Genomic DNA, 20,758 nt, shown 5'->3' with positions numbered 1-20,758 from the left:
CTCGTTACTGAATAAGAAAGGAAGACCTGAGAACTCGGTCTTCCTACTTCTTTGCCATGTGTTTAACACAAAGTATTTTTACGAATCACTGATTGAATGTACGGAAAAATGTTTGTAAATGGTCTAATACTTCTTCTCTGCTCCACTCAAATGATTCACCAGAATGACGAATTTTCACTTCAACAATGCCTTCTGATGCTTTTTTTCCAACTGTTATTCGAATTGGAAGTCCGATCAAATCTGCATCCGCAAACTTAACTCCCGCACGCTCAGCACGGTCATCATATAACACATCATAACGATATGATTTAAGAAGCTTGTATAAATCATCTGCTAAAGCCACTTGTGTTTCTTCTTTCGTATTTACAGGTACTAAGTGAACGTCATATGGAGAAACAGCACCAGGCCAAGTAAATCCTTTTTCATCTTGGTATTGTTCGGCTACAGCTGCCATGACTCTAGAAACGCCGATTCCATAACAACCCATAATATAAGGTTGACTACGACCATTGTCATCTAAGAAAGTACCATTCATTGGTTCAGAGTAAGTCGTTCCCAATTTAAATACATGTCCTACTTCAATGCCTTTAGCAAAGACAATTGTTCCTTTGCCATCAGGTGATGGGTCGCCTTCTATAATGAAACGAAGATCTTCATACTGGTCTACTGCGAAATCTCTTTCTGGGTTCACATTAGTTAGATGAACAGAAGCCTCATTCGCCCCACAAACCCCGTTTCGAATAGAAGCAACTGCGTGATCTGCTAAAACTTTTATACCAACCGGAAGTTTAACAGGACCAAGGGATCCCACTTCACATTGCATTAATTGTTTTGTTTCTTCTTCGCTAGCCAATTCAATTGTTTTTACTTGTAAGGCATTTTTCACCTTAATGTCATTAATTTCATGGTCGCCACGCGCTAAAACGATAACGAATTCTTCATCAGCTTTAAATACTAATGTTTTGATACATTGTTGTGGACTCACATTCAAGAAACTTGAAACTTGCTCAATTGTTTTTTGATCTGGCGTGTTCACTTTTTCCATTTCAAGTAACTCTTCAGTTGATACGTCGTACTTCATATTCACTTCGGCCATTTCAATATTTGCAGCAAAATCAGATGAGTCTGAATAAGCAATTGTATCTTCGCCAATTTCCGAAAGTACCATGAATTCATGTGTGTCTTTTCCGCCAATAGCACCTGAGTCTGCAATTACTGCTCTGAAATTAAGTCCTAAACGTGTAAAGATTCGTGAATAAGCTTGAACCATATCTTCATAAGTCTGATCTAAACTTTCACGTGTTGCATGAAACGAATAAGCATCCTTCATTAGGAATTCTCGGCCGCGCAACAAACCGAAACGGGGACGTTTTTCATCTCTGAATTTCGATTGAATTTGATAAAGCGTTAAAGGTAATTTTTTATAAGATTTTATTTCATCACGCAAAAGTGACGTAATCACTTCTTCATGTGTTGCACCAAGCGCAAATTCACGATTATGTCTGTCTTTTAAGCGCATCAACTCTGGTCCATATGAATACCAACGACCTGTTTCTTGCCATAGTTCAGCTTGTTGCATAGCAGGCATTAGCACTTCAACGCTATTAATAGCATCCATTTCTTCGCGAACGATTTGTTCTACCTTTTGTAGAACTCGTTTACCAAGCGGTAAGAATGAATAAATTCCACTTGTGTTTTGACGAATGAATCCTGATCTTAATAACATTTGATGTGACTTAACATCTGCATCTGCTGGCGTTTCTCGTAGTGTTGGTATAAAAGTTTGACTCTGTTTCATAAATAAATAAGCTCCTCAAACGAATACGTATTTTAGTGATTTTTGAATTCTTTAGTAAGAAACACTGCGTTAGTGAAATGTCTTCGAGACCACTAGCTATTAAGCTTAGGTGAGATCTCTTTATGTGAATATCTTCATTGACAATGAATTAAGTATTAATTAAAAGAAAAATCGTTGAATATCGTTCCATGTTACAACAACCATAAGAACCATCAGCAACATAATTCCAACGAAATGAACCATGCCTTCTTTTTGTCGGTCAATCGGTTTTCCACGAATTGCTTCGAACAAGAAGAATAGTAAGCGGCCACCATCTAAAGCAGGTAGTGGGAGTAAATTCATAATCCCCAAATTAATACTTAAAATTGCTGCCCAATTCATTAAATTGAACACCCCGTATTGCGCAACTTCTTCAGTAGCTTTATAAATCCCTACTGGACCAGACAATGCATCGATTGTAAACTGACCTGTTACAAGCATACCGAGTAGTTCAAAGATTTTAAGAATCCATGTATATGTTTGTTCTGCGCCATAAGCAACTGCTTTAAGCGGATTTTTTTCAACTGGACTTTCATATAACACACCAATTTGACCAAAAGTTTGTCCTTTTTGTTCAATTGTTTTTGGCGTAATGTTCGATTGTAAGGTTTCTCCATCACGGACATATTCAAAATTCAGCTCTTTGCCGGGACTTTCTTGAATCTTTCCAGCTAATTGTTGCCATGAATCAATTGCTTGACCGTTAATTTTAGTTATTAAATCTCCTTCTTGAATGCCTGCTTCAATTGCGGGGCCGTTATCTTGAACACCAGAAATCACTGGTTCGTAAGTAGGAACACCTTGAAGCAATCCAATCGCTAAGAAAATGAAAAAGGCCAAAATGAAATTAAATAAAGGTCCTGCAAAGATAGCCATCGCTCGTTTCCCAATCGATTTCGAACCGAATTGACGATCGTAAGGAGCAATAAGTGTATCCTTGCCATTTTCAGAGATGACAGCATTCCGAGAAACTGTATAACGTACTAAACGTTCTTCTTCATCATAGCCTTCTATCCACAAACCTTTTTCTAAATCTGAACGTTCAACTTCTAGAAAAAGCATGTCTGGCAAAAGTTTATTTTGATTTAAAACAATTTTTGTGACTTCTTCATTTCGATTTAGAAGTAATCCGACACGAAAACCTGGTTGTAATTCAACCGAGTCCATGTCTTCACCAGCCATACGCACATATCCACCTAAAGGTAATAAACGGATGGTATATAAAGTTTCACCTTTCGTAAATCCTAAAATTTTCGGACCAAAACCAATGGCAAATTCTCTTACCATAATCCCTGCTCTTTTGGCGAAAATAAAATGTCCTAATTCATGAAAGAAAACAAGTGATCCAAAAATTAATATAAACGCAATGGTTGATTCCATGGTATCCCACCTTTATCTAGCTTTTCAGTTCACTCAAAGCTTTAATTATTTTACCATGTTTTGAATGGCTTTTCTTGTTTCAGCGTCTACATGAAGGATTGTCTCCAAATCAGGTTTTGAAACAATTTGATGTTCGTCCATGATTCTTTCAATCAACTCTTCAATTTCCAGGAATGAAATACGTTCTTCCAGGAATAAGGCTACTGCCGCTTCATTTGCAGCATTTAGTACAGTTGTCATTGTCCCACCAGCTCGTCCTGCATCATAGGCTAACTTCAAAGCATGGAATCGTTTCATATTCATTTCTTCAAAATGAAGTTTTCCTATTTCGACTAAGTTTAACCGTTTTGCATTCTTTCTAGGCAAACGATTCGGATACGATAATGCATATTGAATAGGTACCCTCATATCAGGTGTACCTAATTGGGCCATTATGCTTGTATCTTTGAATTCCACCATTGAATGAATGATACTTTCCCTATGTAATACAACTTCAATATCATCATAAGGGATATTAAATAACACATGAGCTTCGATGACTTCTAAACCTTTGTTCATCATCGTAGCTGAATCGATTGTAATCTTGGCGCCCATCGACCAATTCGGATGATTTAAAGCATCTTTAATGGTTACATCGGCTAATTCTTCTCTCGTCTTATCACGGAAGCTGCCTCCAGATGCTGTTAAAATCAGTTTACTGATCTCACTGCGGTTTTCCCCATTCATTGATTGAAACAGTGCTGAGTGCTCACTATCCACAGGTAATATAGAAGTCTGGTATTTTTCAGCGGCAGCCATAACGAGATGTCCTGCTGTTACGAGTGTTTCTTTATTGGCCAAAGCGATGGTCTTCTGTTGTTTAATAGCTTCTAATGTTGATTCTAAACCTACGCTTCCTAAAACCGCATTCACAAGTACACTCGTATCAGGGTGGGTTGCGACCTCAACTAACCCCTTCGAGCCATATGTGAATTGAATTTTAGGGAATTCTTGTTGAAGCACTCGAGAGTCTGCTTCTTCTTGTACAGACACTAGTGAAGGCTTGAAATCACGAAGAATCTCGCGTGCTTTGTCCAAGTTACGACCTACAGAAAAGGCAACTAAATTAAATTCTTCTGGATGTTCTTTTATAATATCAAGCGTTTGTATTCCAATTGATCCTGTAGCGCCTAATAAACTTATATGCTTCGTCATGCAATTCAATCCCCTTTATCCAACAAAATGCAAGAAATGTAATAATGGTAGCACGAACAATAAACTATCGAATCGGTCTAATATTCCTCCGTGCCCAGGTAAAATATCACCTGAATCCTTTACTTGGTATTGTCGCTTTAAAGCAGATTCAACTAAATCACCGATTTGCCCGAAAATAGAAGCAATGATTGTAACAAGGATTAAAGCAATGATTGAAATTGGGAAAGGAGAGATGAACTGAAAAATGAGCGCAAAAACAATGGCCGTTATAATCCCGCCAACAAAACCTTCAATGGTTTTGTTCGGTGAAATATCAGGCCATAATTTGTTCTTACCAAATTTTTTGCCAATGAAATAGGCGCCCGAGTCCGTTGTCCACACAATTCCTAATGCAAAAATGACATATTCAATACCAGCCATTCTCGTTTCAACAAAATAGAAAAATCCGATTCCAATATATAGAGCACCTAAAATCGAAAAGGCTGCATCATCAAAATTAAAACGATTTTTTACTACAACAATATAAGTAAGTAAAATTAATATGGTTATAAGTGCTAAATCTATTTTTGTGTAGCTAGTTAAATCCATTAATTGATTTGCCCATTTGGTAGGTAATAAAAATACAAACAAAGCAAACAATGATATTAATCCTGGAACAGAAAAAAGGGATAGTCCCTTCATCTTCAAAATTTCATATAAAGCTACAGTTGCCATCGCATACACCAATATAGTGAATGGTAGACCTCCTAAAATGACAATCGGTATAAAAAATGCAGCAGCTATCACAGCTGTGAGTATGCGTTGTTTCAAGTGCTTTACTCCCCTTTCAATCCTCCGTAACGTCTATTCCTTTTCTGATAGCTCTCCACTGCATCAAGTAAACAACTTTCATCAAAATCAGGCCATAACGTATCAGTAAACCAAAATTCTGTATAAGCTAATTGCCAAAGCATGAAATTACTAAGACGGACTTCCCCACTTGTACGAATTAATAGGTCCGGTTCAGGTAATGAGCAAGTCATTAAATGTTGTGAAAGCATTTCTTCTGTGATTTCAGAAGGCAGTAACTTGCCTTGTTTCACTTGTTCAGCAAGACTTTGAGTTGCTTTTGTAATTTCTGAGCGACTTCCATAGTTTAATGCGAAGTTTAAAACTAATCCTGTATTGTCTTTTGTTGCAAGCATTGCTTTATTAACAGCAGCGTGTGTATGTGGTGGAATTGAATCGATTTCTCCCATCATTTCGACACGAACATTTTGTTCAATTAGTTCTGGTAAATACGTACCTAAAAATTCTTCCGGCAACCTCATGAGGAAATCGACTTCCATTTTTGGTCGTTTCCAATTTTCGGTTGAGAAAGCATATACAGTTAAGGCTTTCACGCCTAGATCATTCGCTAATCGTGTAATTTTTCTAACGGTTTTCATGCCTTCATGATGTCCAGCTACTCTAGGAAGTGCACGTTTTTTGGCCCATCTCCCGTTTCCATCCATAATAATGGCAATGTGAGTAGGTATCATTTCATTTTTCACTAGCGAAATTCGTTCCGCTAACATTAGGTTCGGTCGTTCAGTATTACGCCGAAAGAGTTTATTCAACATATTGGAGCCTCCACTTTACTTACATCTCGGAACGGTTTCTTTCTTATCATAACAAAAAATGCTGGCATATTCTTCATTCTGACGAAAAAAAAGACGTCCTAGTAGTAAGGACGTCTTCATTAAAAGAAAGTTCTACCGTTAAGAAAGAAAATTAGAATAAGGTTCGTACGATTCTTTAAACCTCTAAAATTTCTTTTTCTTTATCTTTTGCAACTTGATCAATTTTCACAATATGATCATCCGTTAATTTTTGAACATCTTCTGTGAAGCTGCGTAAATCATCTTCAGTGATGTCACCATTTTTTTCTAACTTTTTCAATTCATCATTTGCATCACGACGGATGTTGCGAATTCCAACTTTTGCTTCTTCTGCTTCTTTTTTAACCACTTTAACTAAATCTTTACGACGTTCTTCCGTTAACGCTGGAATGGCAATTCGAATCAACGTTCCATCATTCGACGGAGAAATACCAAGGTCAGATTTTAGAATTGCTTTTTCAATGTCACCAAGTGAAGATTTATCGTAAGGTTGAATCGTGATCAAACGAGCTTCAGGCGTCGCAACTCCAGCGATTTGATTAATAGGTGTTGGAGCACCATAGTAATCAACAAAGATTTTATCAAGCAATGAAGCACTTGCACGACCTGCACGAATCGTTGAAAGTTCACGAGTCAATGCTTGAATTGCTTTGGTCATTCTTTCAGTAGTTTGATTTAATACTTCTTTAGTCAATTTGAGTTCCTCCTAACAACAGTTCCGATTTTTTCACCTAATACAACACGTTTAATATTTCCATGTTCCATTATTGAGAATACGATAAGCGGAATATCATTGTCCATACATAAGGTTGATGCTGTAGAATCCATTACTTGCAGACCTTGTTGGATAACTTCTAAGAAAGATAACTCATCATATTTTTTAGCATTGCTATTTGTTTTAGGATCGTCTGAATAAACACCGTCAACATTGTTTTTACCCATTAAAATAACATCTGCTTCAATTTCTGCCGCTCTAAGAGCCGCTGTCGTATCAGTAGAGAAATAAGGATTTCCAGTACCCGCTGCGAAAATTACAACACGTTTCTTTTCAAGATGACGAATTGCTTTTCTACGAATATATGGCTCAGCAACTTGTCTCATCTCAATCGATGATTGAACCCGAGTTTCAATGCCGACTTTTTCTAATGAGTCTTGCAAGGCTAATGAATTCATAACGGTTGCTAACATGCCCATGTAATCAGCTGTAGCACGATCCATTCCCATTTCACTACCTATTTTCCCACGCCAAATGTTTCCGCCGCCAACTACTACAGCAACTTCCACACCTAACTCAACTACTTCTTTTACTTGTTCTGCAACTGACATAATAATTTGGGGTGATAGACCAAAACCTTGCTCCCCTGCTAATGCTTCTCCGCTTAGCTTTAGTACAACTCTTTTGTATTGTGGTTCGCTCATAGGAATCCTCCATCACACTTTTTTGTGGAAAAATAGGGAACACAAAATCGTGCCCCCTAGGTAAAATCGTATAATTGGATGTATATTCTGTTCATCACATAAAGTGACTAACCGAATAATAATTACCCTTTGTTTACTTGGCTCATAACTTCTTCAGCGAAGTTATCTTGACGTTTTTCAATTCCTTCACCAACAGAGTAACGAACGAATTCTGTTACTGTTCCGCCAGTTGAGTTAACGAAATCACGTACTTTTTGATCTGAATTTTTAACGAAAGATTGATCTAAAAGACAAACCTCTTCAAAATACTTACCAAGACGACCTTCAACCATTTTAGCAACAATGTTTTCTGGCTTGCCTTCGTTTAAAGCTTGCTCAGTTAACACTTTACGCTCGCGGTCAACTTCTTCTTCAGAAACTTCATCACGAGAAATGAATTGTGGGTTTAATGCAGCAACATGCATTGCAACATCTTTAGCAGCTTGCTCGTTTGTAGATCCTTCAAGCATTACCAATACGCCAATACGTCCACCCATATGAAGGTAAGGACCGAAAGCATCATTGTCTGTTTTTGTACGAACAACAAATCGACGTAAAGTGATTTTTTCACCAATTTTAGCAATTGCATTTGAAATGTGATCAGCCACTGTAAGACCATTTGGAAGTGTAGAAGCTGTTGCTTCTTCAACAGAAGCTGGTTTAGTTGCTAACAAGTGTTCAGCTAATTCTTTAACAAGTACTTGGAACCCTTCGTTTTTAGCAACGAAGTCAGTTTCAGCATTTACTTCAAGAAGTACTGCCTCATTACCTTTTACTAAAATAGATGTTGTACCTTCAGCAGCAATACGGTCTGCTTTTTTAGCAGCACTTGAAAGACCTTTTTCACGTAAGAAATCGATTGCCTCTTCAAGATTACCATTTGTTTCTACTAATGCTTTTTTACAGTCCATCATACCTGCGCCTGTTTTTTCACGTAATTCTTTTACCATTTGTGCTGTAACTGCCATTTTTGTTTCCTCCTATCAATATATATGAGTGTCTTTTTCTCAAAAAAAGGTGATAAGGGGTTTAGCCGCTTATCACCTTTATCGTACATGTGAATTATTCTGCAGCAGCTTCAGCTGGAGCTTGTTCTTCACCTTGTCTTGATTCCATTAAAGCATCTGCCATTTTAGCTGTTAATAATTTAACGGCACGAATCGCATCATCATTTGCTGGAATTACATAATCAATTTCATCAGGGTCACAGTTAGTATCTACAATTCCAACGATTGGAATGTGTAATTTGATAGCTTCTGCAACAGCAATACGCTCTTTACGTGGGTCAACGATGAACATAACATCTGGAGTCCCTTTCATGTCGCGAATACCGCCTAAGAATTTAACAAGACGTTCGTGTTCTTTTTTAAGTTGTCCTACTTCTTTTTTAGGAAGAACTGTGAATGTACCGTCTTCTTCCATTTTTTCGATAGCTTTCATACGATTAACTCGTTTTTGAATAGTACCGAAGTTAGTTAGTGTACCACCCAACCAACGTTGGTTAATGTAGTACATACCTGAACGCTCTGCTTCTTCTTTGATAGCATCTTGTGCCTGTTTTTTCGTACCTACGAAAAGAACTTTACCACCATCTGCTCCAACTTGACGCATGAAAGCATAAGCTTCTTCAAGTTTCTTAACTGTTTTTTGTAGATCGATGATGTAGATTCCGTTACGTTCAACAAAAATGTATTTTTTCATTTTTGGATTCCAACGGCGAGTTTGGTGACCGAAGTGTACACCAGCTTCAAGTAATTGTTTCATTGAAATTACTGACATTTTTTGTTTCCTCCTGGTTTGGTTTAATTTCCCTCCGCATTCTTCAACTAGAGCACAAGACCTTAATTTAATAAGGACCACTTGTCACTATCCAAATGCGTGTGTGATAACACCATTTGATAATATACCATATATAAAATAGTACTGCAACCTATTCATGGTGAAATTTCAACATAAGTTCAATTTCAGTTTTCCCTTTTCCTAATTCCTTAGCGATTTCTTCAATTGATTTACCAGCGTTTGATAAAGCTAAAACTTGATTTTGTGGAGTTAGTTCATTTTTACTCTCTACTGTTTCTTTAACAGGGGAAGCTTGTTGATAAAGTTTTGCTACTGCACTTTTCGAAACAGTTGACCGAGGTGAAAATGGAATCTCATCTATTGGTGTTTTTTCTTCTTTTTTTATAAAGTGATTCGTTTCATTCGTTATCGCCAACTCTTCGATTAAACGGTTATTTTCATCTTTTATTTCAAATAAATACGCACTTACTGCATCGTCCATTTCTTTCATAAATTCTTCGTGTTGCTTTTCTATCTCTTTCGCATTAGATAGTCTAGTGAATAATAATGCGATTAGAAAAAAAGAAACAAATTGAAGAATAAATAAAAATGTTAATAACACACCTGACATAGATACTCCTATCCACTAAAGTCCACAAAATTCCCTTTATAGGGATGCTTTGACACAACTTTGGTTTCTATACTATTTTCTTCTTGTTCCTCTTGCTGTTCAGACTCATGATGTTTAGGATCTTTCTCTTGATGTAATTCTTCAGCATGCAATGTCGTTGTGACGGTTGAACGATTTCGTTCTAATTGTCGCATCATGGCATCGGAAGCAGCTTCTTGGTTTCTTAAAGTTAACTGATTTGATGTATCAGACATCTTGCCAGCGTCAAATGTTTTGGGTATGGCAATTTGTAATTCGACACCTTTTAGGCTCATATGTTTTCCCCCAATTAGGCATTTAACATTTCACTGGTTAAATACTTTCGTAACTTAAATAGGGCTTTAGAATGAATTTGTGAAATTCTTGAGGTCGATAAATTTAGCATTTCACCGATTTCGGTTAGTGTTAACTCTTCTGTATAGAACAAACTGAGAACTAGTTGTTCTTTTTCGTTTAATAATTTTATGCGATCTGCAAGGTCTCCTAATAATTCGACCTTTACCAGCTGTTGTTCTGGTGATTTCGTTTCGACATCACGAATGACAAATGATTTGCCTTCAGCCTCTTCACTGTCTTGTATTTGTTCATCAATCGACAAGACATTTGAAAAGAAATGTTCTTGGACAGTTCGGTAAATATCATCAACAGGTAAATCAACATGCGCAGCCACTTCTTCGGGTGTCGCATGCCTCATCAATTTTTGTTCTAATTCTTCAATATTAGCCTCTAACTTTTTAGCCTTTTCTCTAGTTGATCGTGGAAGCCAATCTTCTTTTCTTAGACCATCAATAATTGCTCCTCGAACACGGAACGATGCATATGTATCAAATTTCAAGTCCCTTTGAGGCTCGAATTTATTAAGCGCATCGAATAACCCCATCATCCCTAAACTTTTCAAGTCATCTTTTGAGACATTCTTGGGTAGACCTGCACCAATTCTTTGGACATGATAATTAACCAAGGGGGTATATTTACGGATTAACAAATCGCCTGCATCTGGATCTTTTTCGTTTATCCATAGTTGCCAGTTACGTTGTTCGTCGGATTGATTGGATTGTGTCATCGAATCCCCCTATCATTTGTAAAAAAATATATATTAAGAACATTATAACAAATTTTTCGACAAAAAGGGCAGCTGAATACACTCAGCTGCCTATGAATTAAACAAATAAAATAAATGTTGATTTTCATTGCGGTGGACGCTTTCCGCGGGCAAGACTTCAGCCGCTTCCCTCGCTATGCTCAGTCCAGGGTCTTCAGTTCTTGCTGATTCCGCCGGAGTCGCCACCTCCATTTCAATCAACTGAAATTGAGGTAAAGATGAATTATCTATATTTTTGTTCATATAAGGATATCTACCATTTACTATATTATTTCCAACTTCAACATAGGTAATTGCAAGTTATGACACGGAGTATCTTCATGTGAAATCTCTTATCGTAAAAACAGCTGTATCAACGATTGGTTAGCTTGTGAAGTTATCATGACCACCACTTTAAGTATGTTGATATAAATTACAGTGTCAAAATGGGTGGCTATTTCTTGAGACACCTGCGGAAAGCGAAACACGCTAGACCTTACAGGCTCAATTGTTAAAGACTTAGAAGTGAATTTTATTTTTTAATCATAATTTAAGGCAGCTGAATATATTCAGCTGCCTTAGATATCTGTACTTTTATTCATCTTTCAATAATTGCTTTACGACTGCAGCCATTTCTTCAGATGATGGGTTCGGTTCGTTGGATTTTTGTTGTGCAATCTCCACTTGTTCAATTAAGTCTAAAACTGGCATCTCTTCAGATTGCCATACGTAATAGAGCAAATATCGAATAATAAATGTGAGAAGGAATAGTACTAGGGCCCAAATAAACGATCCTGTAAGTATGGAAATGGGAGTGCCATTTGGTAAAGCAAGAGCAAAATACAATGAAAAGGCAATTAAAGCTGCCCAACAATTAGATAATATAGAACCAACCATTAGATATCAATCACTCCTTGGTTAACCGTTCGAATATTTAATAGTCCAGTAGATGGGTCAAATTCAATCGTTCTCCCGCTGCTACCGCCTGTTTCTTCTGCGATTAATGGAATTTTAAACTGGAGCAAACATGCTTTTACCGCTTCTACGTTTCGAGGCCCAATTCGCAAAGTATCTCGGCTTGATGCAAATTGAAACATTTGTGCGCCGCCAGCAATTTTTGCTTTCAGTTTAAATGGTTGAACACCTTCAAGTTTTAACTGTTCGATCATGGCAGGTATACCAGTATCAGCGAATTTCGCAAGATTGATAGACTCAGTGCGATTAAGACTTGAGTCAGGTAACATAACGTGGACTAATCCAGCAATTTTTTGGAACTCATCATACAAAACTACACCCACACAAGACCCAAGACCAGATGTCCGAATTGTATCCGGATTTTTTGCCACATTCATATCTGCAATACCTACTTTGACAACCTGCCTTGTAATGATCATGGTAAGGTAACTCCTAATGATTTAAAAATGGAATCAAACGATTCTGGGTCAGGAAGTAAAAAGAAATGGCCTCTCACATCTTCTGATCCCGGCACATCTTCTTCATGAATTGCTGTGTCAATTACAATAACGTAGTCGCTAACTTGAGACAATTCTACTAAACCAAAACTAATAATTGCTCCTACCATGTCTACAGTTAATGCTGGCACAGTAGGATATATTTTTAATCTAGTGAAATCTGAAAGTGCCGATAGATAGGAACCTGATAAAATATTTCCTAGCTCTTGCATGGCCGAAATTCCAATCTCTGATAAAGGGGGTTTTTCAAAATCAAATGTAGGATCTTGTATTAAGTTTCGAATGAAAGCATTTGATTGTTCAATTGGTAGTATAAAGAACATACTACCTGAAACATCTCCCTCGATTCGTAGATAAATAGCCGTTACGACATTATCTGGTCCACCAGCAAGATCCATCATGTCATTAAAAGACACCATTTCAACTTTTGGAACTTTCATATCGATTTTCTTATTTAAAAGACTGGATAATGCTGTGGCTGCATGAGCAGCTCCAATATTACCAATTTCTTTTAAAACATCTAAATGTATAGATGTAATATTTTGATGAATCCCCATATTATATGGCCTGCTTAATTGGATTCAATACCTTTTCTAATTGCAGCATGACAAGCAGTCGACGTTCCAGTTTTGCAACGCCTCCAATAAACTCAGATTCAATTGAACCGACTACATCAGGTTGAGGTTCGATTGCGGATAAAGGAATGTCCAATACATCATTTGCAGCATCGACGATTAATCCAACTTCCATATCCTCAAGCTTAATCATAATCATACGAGATTGTTCATTGGCTTCACTTGCCTGCAAGTTAAAACGTTCACGTAAATCGATGATTGGTGTGACTACTCCACGTAAGTTTATAACTCCTTTTACAAATGAAGGTGTCTTAGGTACACGTGTAATGTGCATCATTTTTTCAATTGACTGCACTTGGCTTACTGGAATTACATATTCTTTATTCATTAGTTCAAATACGATAACTTTTAAATCATCCATTGCTTTTAATTCTGTCATTTTTCCGCACCCTCTCCGAGTGAACTATTTGATCAATGCATTACAATCAACAATCAATGCCACTTTACCGTTTCCTAAAATGGTTGCACCTGAAATGGCAAATACACTTGATAAATAATTACCTAATGATTTAAGTACAATTTCTTGTTGACCAACAAATGAATCAACAACTAGTCCAGCCATTTTGTCACCTTTGCGAACAATAACTACTGATAAAAACTCTTCATCGCTCTGTTCATTTCTTGGAACACTGAAGACGTCATCCAAGAATACAAGAGGAACAACTTTGCCACGGAAATCAATTACCTTTTGGTTGTGTGCATTTAAAATATCAGTTGAACGAATAATTGCTGTCTCAATAATTGATGATAATGGGATCGCAAACATTTCTTCTTCAATCTCAACAAGCATTACTGAAATAATAGACAATGTTAGTGGCAATTGAATCGAGAATAATGAACCTTTCCCTTCAGTTGAATCAATCGTGATAAATCCGCCTAAAGATTCTATGGTCGATTTCACTACATCTAGTCCAACACCACGACCAGAAACATCTGAAATGGTATCAGCAGTAGAGAAGCCAGATGCCATGATCAATTCAAACACTTGCTTATCGGTCATTGTTGCAGCCATTTCATTTGTAACGATCCCTTTAGAAATTGCTTTATTTAAAACTTTGTCTCGGTTAATCCCTGCTCCATCATCTTCTAGCTCGATAAATACATGGTTTCCACTATGATAAGCTCTCAAAACAACTGTACCTTCTTCAGGTTTACCATTCGCTACACGAATTTCTGGTCGTTCTACGCCGTGATCAAGTGCATTTCGTATTAAGTGAACAAGTGGGTCTCCAATTTCATCTATAACTGTACGGTCAAGTTCGGTTTCTGCACCGATGATTTCAAGATTAATTTTCTTATTCAAATCACGCGCTAACTGACGAACCATTTTAGGGAAGCGATTAAATACTGTCTCTACCTGTACCATACGCATTGTTAAAATAATTGTCTGTAAGTCTCCGGAGATTCTTGTCATGCGTTCTACTGTTTCATCTAATTCGCTATGGTTTAACTCTGATGAAATTGACTGCAATCTTCCTCGGTCAATTACAAGCTCTTCAAATAGATTCATTAAAATATCTAATCTCTCAATATTTACACGAATTGTTTTATTTCCAGCTTGTACACCTTTTGATGGAGCGTTAGTTGCAGTTTGAGCAACAGCCACATCATTTGATGCATTTACATTCTGAGTTTGGTTTTCAGTCTGTGCAACGGCTGAATCATTGTTTCTAGATTGTAATTGTTCAATCGTCACTGAATGAACGACGACTTCCACAACCTCAGAAACTTTCATTAATTTCTTTTGAACATCTTCAGCGGGTTCGTTGGTAACTAATGAAACATGGAATTGAGTATCGAACTGCTCACTTTCTAACTGATCTACTGATGGGGAAGACTTAATGACATCGCCCATTTTTTCAAGTAACTCAAATACCATAAAGACACGTGCAGCTTTCAGTAAACAGTCTTCACGTAAGCTTACAGAAATTTCATATGTATAAAAACCTTGCTCATGTGATTGAGAGATGACAGTTAGTTCGAATTCATCGTATGTTAAGAATGAATGTTGTTTCGTTTCTTCTACTATTGTTGCGGCAATTTCAGAAGTATCAACTACTGCTAATTCACCTTTTTCTATGGCATTTAAATCTTTAACAGTCGCACTTACATCGCGCTTTCCTGTTCCACCACTCGCTATGTCCATAACCATTGCTTCTAAATGATCCACTGCAGTAAAGACCACATCCAGAATAGCAGTCGACACGACAATTTTTTCGTTTCGAATGGCATCAAGGACGTTCTCCATTTTGTGTGTTAAATCTGCTGTGTCTTCATACCCCATTGTTGCTGACATCCCTTTTAAGGTATGTGCAGAACGGAAAATCTCATTTACAATTCTTAAATCAGAAGGATTTTTTTCTAATTCCAACAAATTTTCATTACATGCTTGTAAATGTTCTTTGCTTTCTTCGATGAACATTTCTAAATATTGACTCATCTCCATTGAATGGCACCCCTTTAAGGCAAGAATTTCATGATTATTTTCGCTATATCATCGACATCTGCCACTTCGTCGATTAAACCCGTTTCAAATGCAGCTTTTGGCATGCCGTATACAATACATGTATCGGCAGATTCACCGATTGCTTTTACTACACCTTTTTCTTTCAGTTGAATTAAGCCCTTAGATCCGTCTGAACCCATCCCAGTCATAATAACGGCAATTTTATCAACATCCGTTAAAAGACTTGCACTTTCAAAGAGGATATCCACTGATGGACGATGTCCGACTCGAGGTGGAAGTTGGTTATTTATTTCAACCGCATAGTTCGTACCGATTCGCGCAAGTTGCAAATGTAAGCCTCCCGGTGCTATATAGGCCGTACCATCCATGAGTACTTCACCATGCTCCGCTTCTTTTACGTGAATCTCCGATAATTGGTCGAGTCGGTTAGCAAGTGATTTTGTAAATCCAGCAGGCATATGCTGTACAACTAATATCGGCGAGTTTATGTTTTTTGGAAGTCTTGTTAAAACTTCTTGTAAAGCACGTGGTCCACCTGTTGAAGTTCCGATTAAAACTATTTTTTTACGTGACGTGACCCATTTGTGTTCTTTTGATATTTCAGAAGTCGCAGCTATAGGTAATGAGCTTCCGTGTTCGTTTTCATTTACCGTTTTTTTCGGTAGCTTACTTACTTCCGTGTTTCGGATTTTTTTAACTGGAACTTGAGAGGCGTGGAAAATTTTTTCTACTAACTCATCTTTGACCTTGTGTAAATCAAGTGAAATGGTTCCACTTGGTTTTGCAACAAAATCGACAGCTCCATATTCCATTGCAAGCATTGTGTTTTCTGTTCCACTCTTCGTGGTACTCGATAACATAACAATGGGAACAGGATATTCTGCCATAATGAGTTTTAATGCTTCAATGCCATTCATCTCAGGCATTTCTACATCCATCGTGACAACATCCGGTTTTAGGGACTTCATTTTTAATAAAGCATCTTTCCCATTTCGCGCTGTTCCAACGACATCAATTTGAGGATGCTCAGTAAAAAAGTCACTAATAAGTTTTCTCATAAATGCAGAATCATCAACGATGAGTAACTTTTTCTTTTCGCCTAAAATCATGTTAGTCACGACCTTTCTTAAACATGTTTTTCAAACGACTGATAAAAGTATTTTGTTGTTCATTTGCATGTACTTCTTCTTGCGAAGATTCTATAAAACGATTCGTCATTACACGAAGTGTTTTTGAAATTTCAGCTTCTGGATACAAGATTGAGAAAGGCATTTGCTCTCTTACAGCTTTTCTTACGGCTGGATCTTCAGGAAGTGATCCTAATATCGTGACGTCCTTATCCAGAAACTTAGACATAGCAAAGGAAAGTCTCGTTACTGTGTCCCTTCCTTCTTCTGCAGTAAAAGCGCGATTACAAACAACATAAAAATTCTTTTCTGGATCCTTAAAGTGAATATATTTCATCATAGAATAGGCGTCTGTTATGGCAGTTGGCTCAGCAGTTGAAATCACAATGACATCGTCCACAGCTACGATTAAATCTAAAATCTTATTTGTAGCACCTGCGCCCATATCGAACAATATAACATCGTATTCTTTTTGGAAATGTTCAAATGCTTGGATTAACCGATCAAACATCTCATCAGTCCATTCCAATACACCATTCAATCCAGATCCACCTGATATATACTTCATACCATTAGGTCCTTCGTACATAACACTTTCCAATGACTGTTTTCCATCTAAATAATCTTTTAAATTCGTAGGGACACTCTTCCCTAATAAAATATGAATATTGCCCATACCAATGTCCATATCGATAACGACAATCTTTTTACCTAATGAAGCTAGCATGGAAGAAAAGTTTAAAGAAAAATTACTTTTCCCCACTCCACCTTTCCCACTAACTACAGCGATAGAGCGACCAATTTGACCTTGGTTACGAAGCATATGCATTCGAAGTGACTCAGCTTGATCTCTCATCTTCATACTCCTTAAAAAGTAACTTTAATAAAGAATCAACTGAAGCTTCATTTATATCTTCCGGGACTTCTTGCCCATCCGTATAGTAAGCAAGTCCCTTATTATATTTAATCATTAAATTGATCATAGAGCCAATAGAATTTGTTTCATCAGCTTTCGTGAAAATAAATTGTTCGATAGGAAACGAGCTAAACTGTTCAATAATCGTTTCCATATCCTTCTCTTTCGATGTACTTGATAGAACTAAATACGATTCTACATTGTCTTCAAATTGAATCAGCTTTTTCACGTCTTCTACAAACTTCACTTCTTTATAGTTACGACCTGCAGTATCAATGAAAACCAAATCGAAGTCTTTATAAGTCTCCATAGCCTTTGTGAAATCTTCGCTGTTATATACGATTTCCACTGGGGCTTGAAGAAGACCAGCGTACGTTTTCAATTGCTCGATTGCGGCAATTCGGTATGTATCTGTTGTAATAAAACCAATTTTCTTTTTCTTTTGTAAAACAGCGTGAGCAGCCATCTTGGCAATCGTTGTCGTTTTTCCAACTCCAGTTGGTCCAAGAACATTAATGTACTTCTTTTGATAGGATAGGCCACCAAATGGAACATCTATTAAAGCTTCTTTTAGAACTTGAGTGGCAATTTGACGATAAGATAGGGATTGTTTGTTTGAATCAATTTCATTTACATGTTCAAAAAGCTCATCACCAATACGTGTGATAAGCTCTTCATTTATTTCATGATTACGTAAATATTGAAGGAAAGACTCAATGTCTTCCGTATATTTTTTTGTTTCAACTGGACGTTGCATTGATTGAACAAGCATTTTGATATCACTTAACTCTTTTTTTAGTTCACTTGAAACGACTTCTTCTTTTTTAACACTTGATATCATTTCTTTTTGAAGTGGTTGAACAGGTTGAAGTGGTGTTTCATATTTATCCATTCCAGCAACAACTTCAATGGTTTTCTTTTTAAAGAGACCCAAAAACCCCTTCGTATAAACTACTTTTGAATTTAAAATCACCGCGTCATCACCTAAATCGGCACGAACTTTGCTCATAGCCTCTGTCATTGTGACTGCTGTATATTTTTTCATTTTCATTCTACGTTCACCACCCCAACACTTTGTACTTCAATCGATGATTCCAGTTCGTTATATGAAAGAATCGGAATTTGCGGGAAATAACGCTCTGTCATTTGTCTCAAGTACAACCTTACCGCTGGCGAACATAATACAACCGGCGATTGTTCAATAAGAGAAACCCGATCGACTTCCTTCGCAATGGACTCTAAAATATTTTGAGAATCACTAGGATCAATTGACAAATAATTTCCATGTTCTGTTTGTTGAATACTATCAGCAATTAATTTTTCGACTCTACCTGATACCGTTAATACTTTTAAATTGGCTTGGGTACCAGCATATTGCGTCGTAATTTGACGTGCTAACGATTGTCTAACATACTCTGTTAAAATATCGACATCAGAAGTCATTTTAGAATAATCAGCTAAGGTTTCAAATATAATCGGTAAATTTCGAATCGAAACATGCTCTTTAAGTAATTTAGCTAGAACTTTTTGTATTTCACCTACTGATAATGGTGTAGGTGTTAACTCATCCACCAAAATAGGATACGTTTCGCGTACATGATCGATTAACTGTTTCGTTTCTTGTCTTCCTAATAACTCATTTGCATTCGCTCGAATGATTTCGGTCATATGTGTAGAAACGACACTTGGAGGATCGACGACTGTGTAGCCTAGCATTTCAGCATCTTCTTTTACATGCTCTGTAATCCATTTAGCTGGCAATCCGAATGACGGCTCAATTGTATCTATTCCTTCAATCGTATCATCGTCTCCTGGACTCATTGCTAAGTAATGATCAAGCAATAATTCTCCTCGTGCCAATTCGTTCCCTTTGATTTTAATTCGATATTCATTTGGTTGTAATTGAATATTATCTCGAATACGAACAACTGGAATGACAATCCCAAGCTCAAGTGCTAGCTGTCTACGAATCATAACAACTCGATCTAGTAAATCTCCACCTTGTGCAGTATCTACTAATGGAATTAATCCATAACCAAACTCGAATTCAATCGGATCGACGTTAAGTAGGTTCACTACGTTTTCAGGGCTCTTCATTCCATCCGTCGCCACTTCTTCTTCATATTCTTGAACTTCAGCTGGATCTTCTTCTACTTTACGACTCATCATAAATGCACCAATTGCTAAAGTAGCGGCTAATGGAATTGTAAGTAGATCAGTAATCGGTGTGAATAAACCTAGAAGCAAAATAGTAGCAGATGCTACATATAGTAATTTTGGTTGGCTCAATAATTGACCCGTAATATCCGACCCTAAATTTCCTTCTGAAGCTTGACGAGTAACCACAATCCCTGTAGCAGTTGAGATAAGCAAAGCAGGTACTTGTGATACAATTCCATCTCCCACTGTTAATTGAGAGAATAACAAGGCTGCTTCACCAAATGGCAGACCCATTTGGACAACACCAATAATCATTCCTACTAATAAGTTGATAATAACGATAATAATACCGGCAATCGCATCACCTTTAACGAATTTAGTAGCACCATCCATTGCTCCATAAAAGTCTGCTTCATTCCCAACTTTTAATCGTCTTTCTCGCGCCTGTGCTTCAGAGATCATCCCGGCATTTAAATCCGCATCAATACTCATTTGCTTACCAGGCATTGCATCAAGTGTGAAACGAGCAGCTACTTCAGATACTCGCTCTGCCCCTTTTGTAATAACAATGAACTGAATAATAATTAGGATGACGAAAACAACCATACCAACGAGGACATTTCCACCCACCACGAATGTTCCAAACGTTTCAACAACCCCACCAGCTTCACCGTTACTTAAAATGGAACGGGTGGTAGATACGTTCAAACCTAATCGGAATAACGTCAACAATAAAAGCAAGGAAGGAAATATAGAAAACTCTAACGCTTCCTTCATATTCATAGAAGTTAATAAAACCATTAGTGCCAATGTAATATTGACCATGATTAAAAAACTTAACATCCATCCTGGAAGTGGAATGATGAGCATCGCTACTATTAAAATGACGGCTGCTAAAACTCCGATGTCGCGAATCTGCATGACTTGCCCTCCACTTGTATT

The 20,758-nt window shown here is 37.2% G+C and carries 21 protein-coding genes; all 21 read right to left on the bottom strand.

All coding sequences use genetic code 11. From position 1 onward, the window contains the following. Positions 1-85: 85 nt before the first annotated feature. On the bottom strand, positions 86-1,798 hold the full coding sequence (locus ACHUE4_RS01005) for a proline--tRNA ligase (protein WP_394187410.1): 1,713 nt from the start codon (positions 1,796-1,798) through the stop codon (positions 86-88). A gap of 159 nt (positions 1,799-1,957) precedes the next feature. Continuing rightward, the gene (gene rseP, locus ACHUE4_RS01000) at positions 1,958-3,217 is read right to left on the bottom strand and encodes an RIP metalloprotease RseP (protein ID WP_394187409.1); all 1,260 of its coding nucleotides are present in this window, start codon (positions 3,215-3,217) and stop codon (positions 1,958-1,960) included. Positions 3,218-3,262: 45 nt separating this feature from the next. After that, positions 3,263-4,411 (bottom strand): 1-deoxy-D-xylulose-5-phosphate reductoisomerase, encoded by a 1,149-nt coding sequence (gene dxr, locus ACHUE4_RS00995; RefSeq protein ID WP_394187408.1) that lies wholly within the window; start codon positions 4,409-4,411, stop codon positions 3,263-3,265. A 15-nt stretch (positions 4,412-4,426) separates the two neighbouring features. After that, on the bottom strand, positions 4,427-5,221 hold the full coding sequence (locus ACHUE4_RS00990) for a phosphatidate cytidylyltransferase (protein WP_394187407.1): 795 nt from the start codon (positions 5,219-5,221) through the stop codon (positions 4,427-4,429). Positions 5,222-5,226: 5 nt separating this feature from the next. Further along, positions 5,227-6,012, bottom strand: a complete 786-nt coding sequence (locus ACHUE4_RS00985) for an isoprenyl transferase (RefSeq protein ID WP_394187406.1) — start codon at positions 6,010-6,012, stop codon at positions 5,227-5,229. Between the two features lie 175 nt (positions 6,013-6,187). Continuing rightward, positions 6,188-6,709 (bottom strand): ribosome recycling factor, encoded by a 522-nt coding sequence (gene frr, locus ACHUE4_RS00980; protein WP_394187553.1) that lies wholly within the window; start codon positions 6,707-6,709, stop codon positions 6,188-6,190. Positions 6,710-6,741: 32 nt separating this feature from the next. Then, positions 6,742-7,470, bottom strand: coding sequence for a UMP kinase (pyrH, locus tag ACHUE4_RS00975; RefSeq protein WP_394187405.1), 729 nt, complete (start codon positions 7,468-7,470; stop codon positions 6,742-6,744). A 122-nt stretch (positions 7,471-7,592) separates the two neighbouring features. Further along, the gene (gene tsf, locus ACHUE4_RS00970; protein WP_394187404.1) at positions 7,593-8,477 is read right to left on the bottom strand and encodes a translation elongation factor Ts; all 885 of its coding nucleotides are present in this window, start codon (positions 8,475-8,477) and stop codon (positions 7,593-7,595) included. 94 nt (positions 8,478-8,571) lie between these two features. Continuing rightward, entirely contained in the window at positions 8,572-9,288 is a 717-nt protein-coding gene (gene rpsB / locus ACHUE4_RS00965; RefSeq protein ID WP_394187403.1) for a 30S ribosomal protein S2, read from the bottom strand. 151 nt (positions 9,289-9,439) lie between these two features. Continuing rightward, the gene (locus ACHUE4_RS00960; protein WP_394187402.1) at positions 9,440-9,919 is read right to left on the bottom strand and encodes a DUF6115 domain-containing protein; all 480 of its coding nucleotides are present in this window, start codon (positions 9,917-9,919) and stop codon (positions 9,440-9,442) included. An 8-nt stretch (positions 9,920-9,927) separates the two neighbouring features. Beyond that, complete coding sequence (locus tag ACHUE4_RS00955; RefSeq protein WP_394187401.1) at positions 9,928-10,233, bottom strand: RNA polymerase subunit sigma; 306 nt, start codon at positions 10,231-10,233, stop codon at positions 9,928-9,930. Between the two features lie 14 nt (positions 10,234-10,247). Continuing rightward, a complete protein-coding gene (locus tag ACHUE4_RS00950) occupies positions 10,248-11,021 on the bottom strand; it encodes a FliA/WhiG family RNA polymerase sigma factor (RefSeq protein ID WP_394187400.1) in 774 nt (257 codons plus the stop codon). A gap of 612 nt (positions 11,022-11,633) precedes the next feature. Then, positions 11,634-11,936, bottom strand: coding sequence for a hypothetical protein (locus ACHUE4_RS00945; RefSeq protein ID WP_394187399.1), 303 nt, complete (start codon positions 11,934-11,936; stop codon positions 11,634-11,636). Next, complete coding sequence (locus tag ACHUE4_RS00940; protein WP_394187398.1) at positions 11,936-12,433, bottom strand: chemotaxis protein CheD; 498 nt, start codon at positions 12,431-12,433, stop codon at positions 11,936-11,938. The genes ACHUE4_RS00945 and ACHUE4_RS00940 overlap by 1 nt, the downstream gene beginning before the upstream one ends. Further along, the gene (locus ACHUE4_RS00935; RefSeq protein ID WP_394187397.1) at positions 12,430-13,068 is read right to left on the bottom strand and encodes a chemotaxis protein CheC; all 639 of its coding nucleotides are present in this window, start codon (positions 13,066-13,068) and stop codon (positions 12,430-12,432) included. Before ACHUE4_RS00935 ends, ACHUE4_RS00940 begins: the two co-directional genes overlap by 4 nt. A 1-nt stretch (position 13,069) precedes the next feature. After that, positions 13,070-13,525: a chemotaxis protein CheW gene (locus ACHUE4_RS00930; RefSeq protein WP_394187396.1), complete on the bottom strand. Its 456-nt coding sequence runs from the start codon at positions 13,523-13,525 to the stop codon at positions 13,070-13,072. A 24-nt stretch (positions 13,526-13,549) separates the two neighbouring features. Beyond that, positions 13,550-15,592, bottom strand: a complete 2,043-nt coding sequence (locus ACHUE4_RS00925) for a chemotaxis protein CheW (RefSeq protein ID WP_394187395.1) — start codon at positions 15,590-15,592, stop codon at positions 13,550-13,552. A 14-nt stretch (positions 15,593-15,606) separates the two neighbouring features. Then, a complete protein-coding gene (locus ACHUE4_RS00920) occupies positions 15,607-16,722 on the bottom strand; it encodes a protein-glutamate methylesterase/protein-glutamine glutaminase (RefSeq protein WP_394187393.1) in 1,116 nt (371 codons plus the stop codon). A 1-nt stretch (position 16,723) separates the two neighbouring features. Next, complete coding sequence (locus tag ACHUE4_RS00915) at positions 16,724-17,596, bottom strand: MinD/ParA family protein (protein ID WP_394187392.1); 873 nt, start codon at positions 17,594-17,596, stop codon at positions 16,724-16,726. Next, the gene (gene flhF / locus ACHUE4_RS00910; protein ID WP_394187391.1) at positions 17,580-18,707 is read right to left on the bottom strand and encodes a flagellar biosynthesis protein FlhF; all 1,128 of its coding nucleotides are present in this window, start codon (positions 18,705-18,707) and stop codon (positions 17,580-17,582) included. Before flhF ends, ACHUE4_RS00915 begins: the two co-directional genes overlap by 17 nt. After that, complete coding sequence (flhA, locus tag ACHUE4_RS00905; protein ID WP_394187390.1) at positions 18,704-20,737, bottom strand: flagellar biosynthesis protein FlhA; 2,034 nt, start codon at positions 20,735-20,737, stop codon at positions 18,704-18,706. The genes flhF and flhA overlap by 4 nt, the downstream gene beginning before the upstream one ends. Positions 20,738-20,758 lie beyond the last annotated feature (21 nt).

This window comes from Paenisporosarcina quisquiliarum (assembly GCF_043641925.1).
GTDB classification, from domain to species: Bacteria; Bacillota; Bacilli; order Bacillales_A; family Planococcaceae; genus Paenisporosarcina; species Paenisporosarcina quisquiliarum_A.
This window is presented reverse-complemented; position numbering and strand designations above follow the sequence as displayed.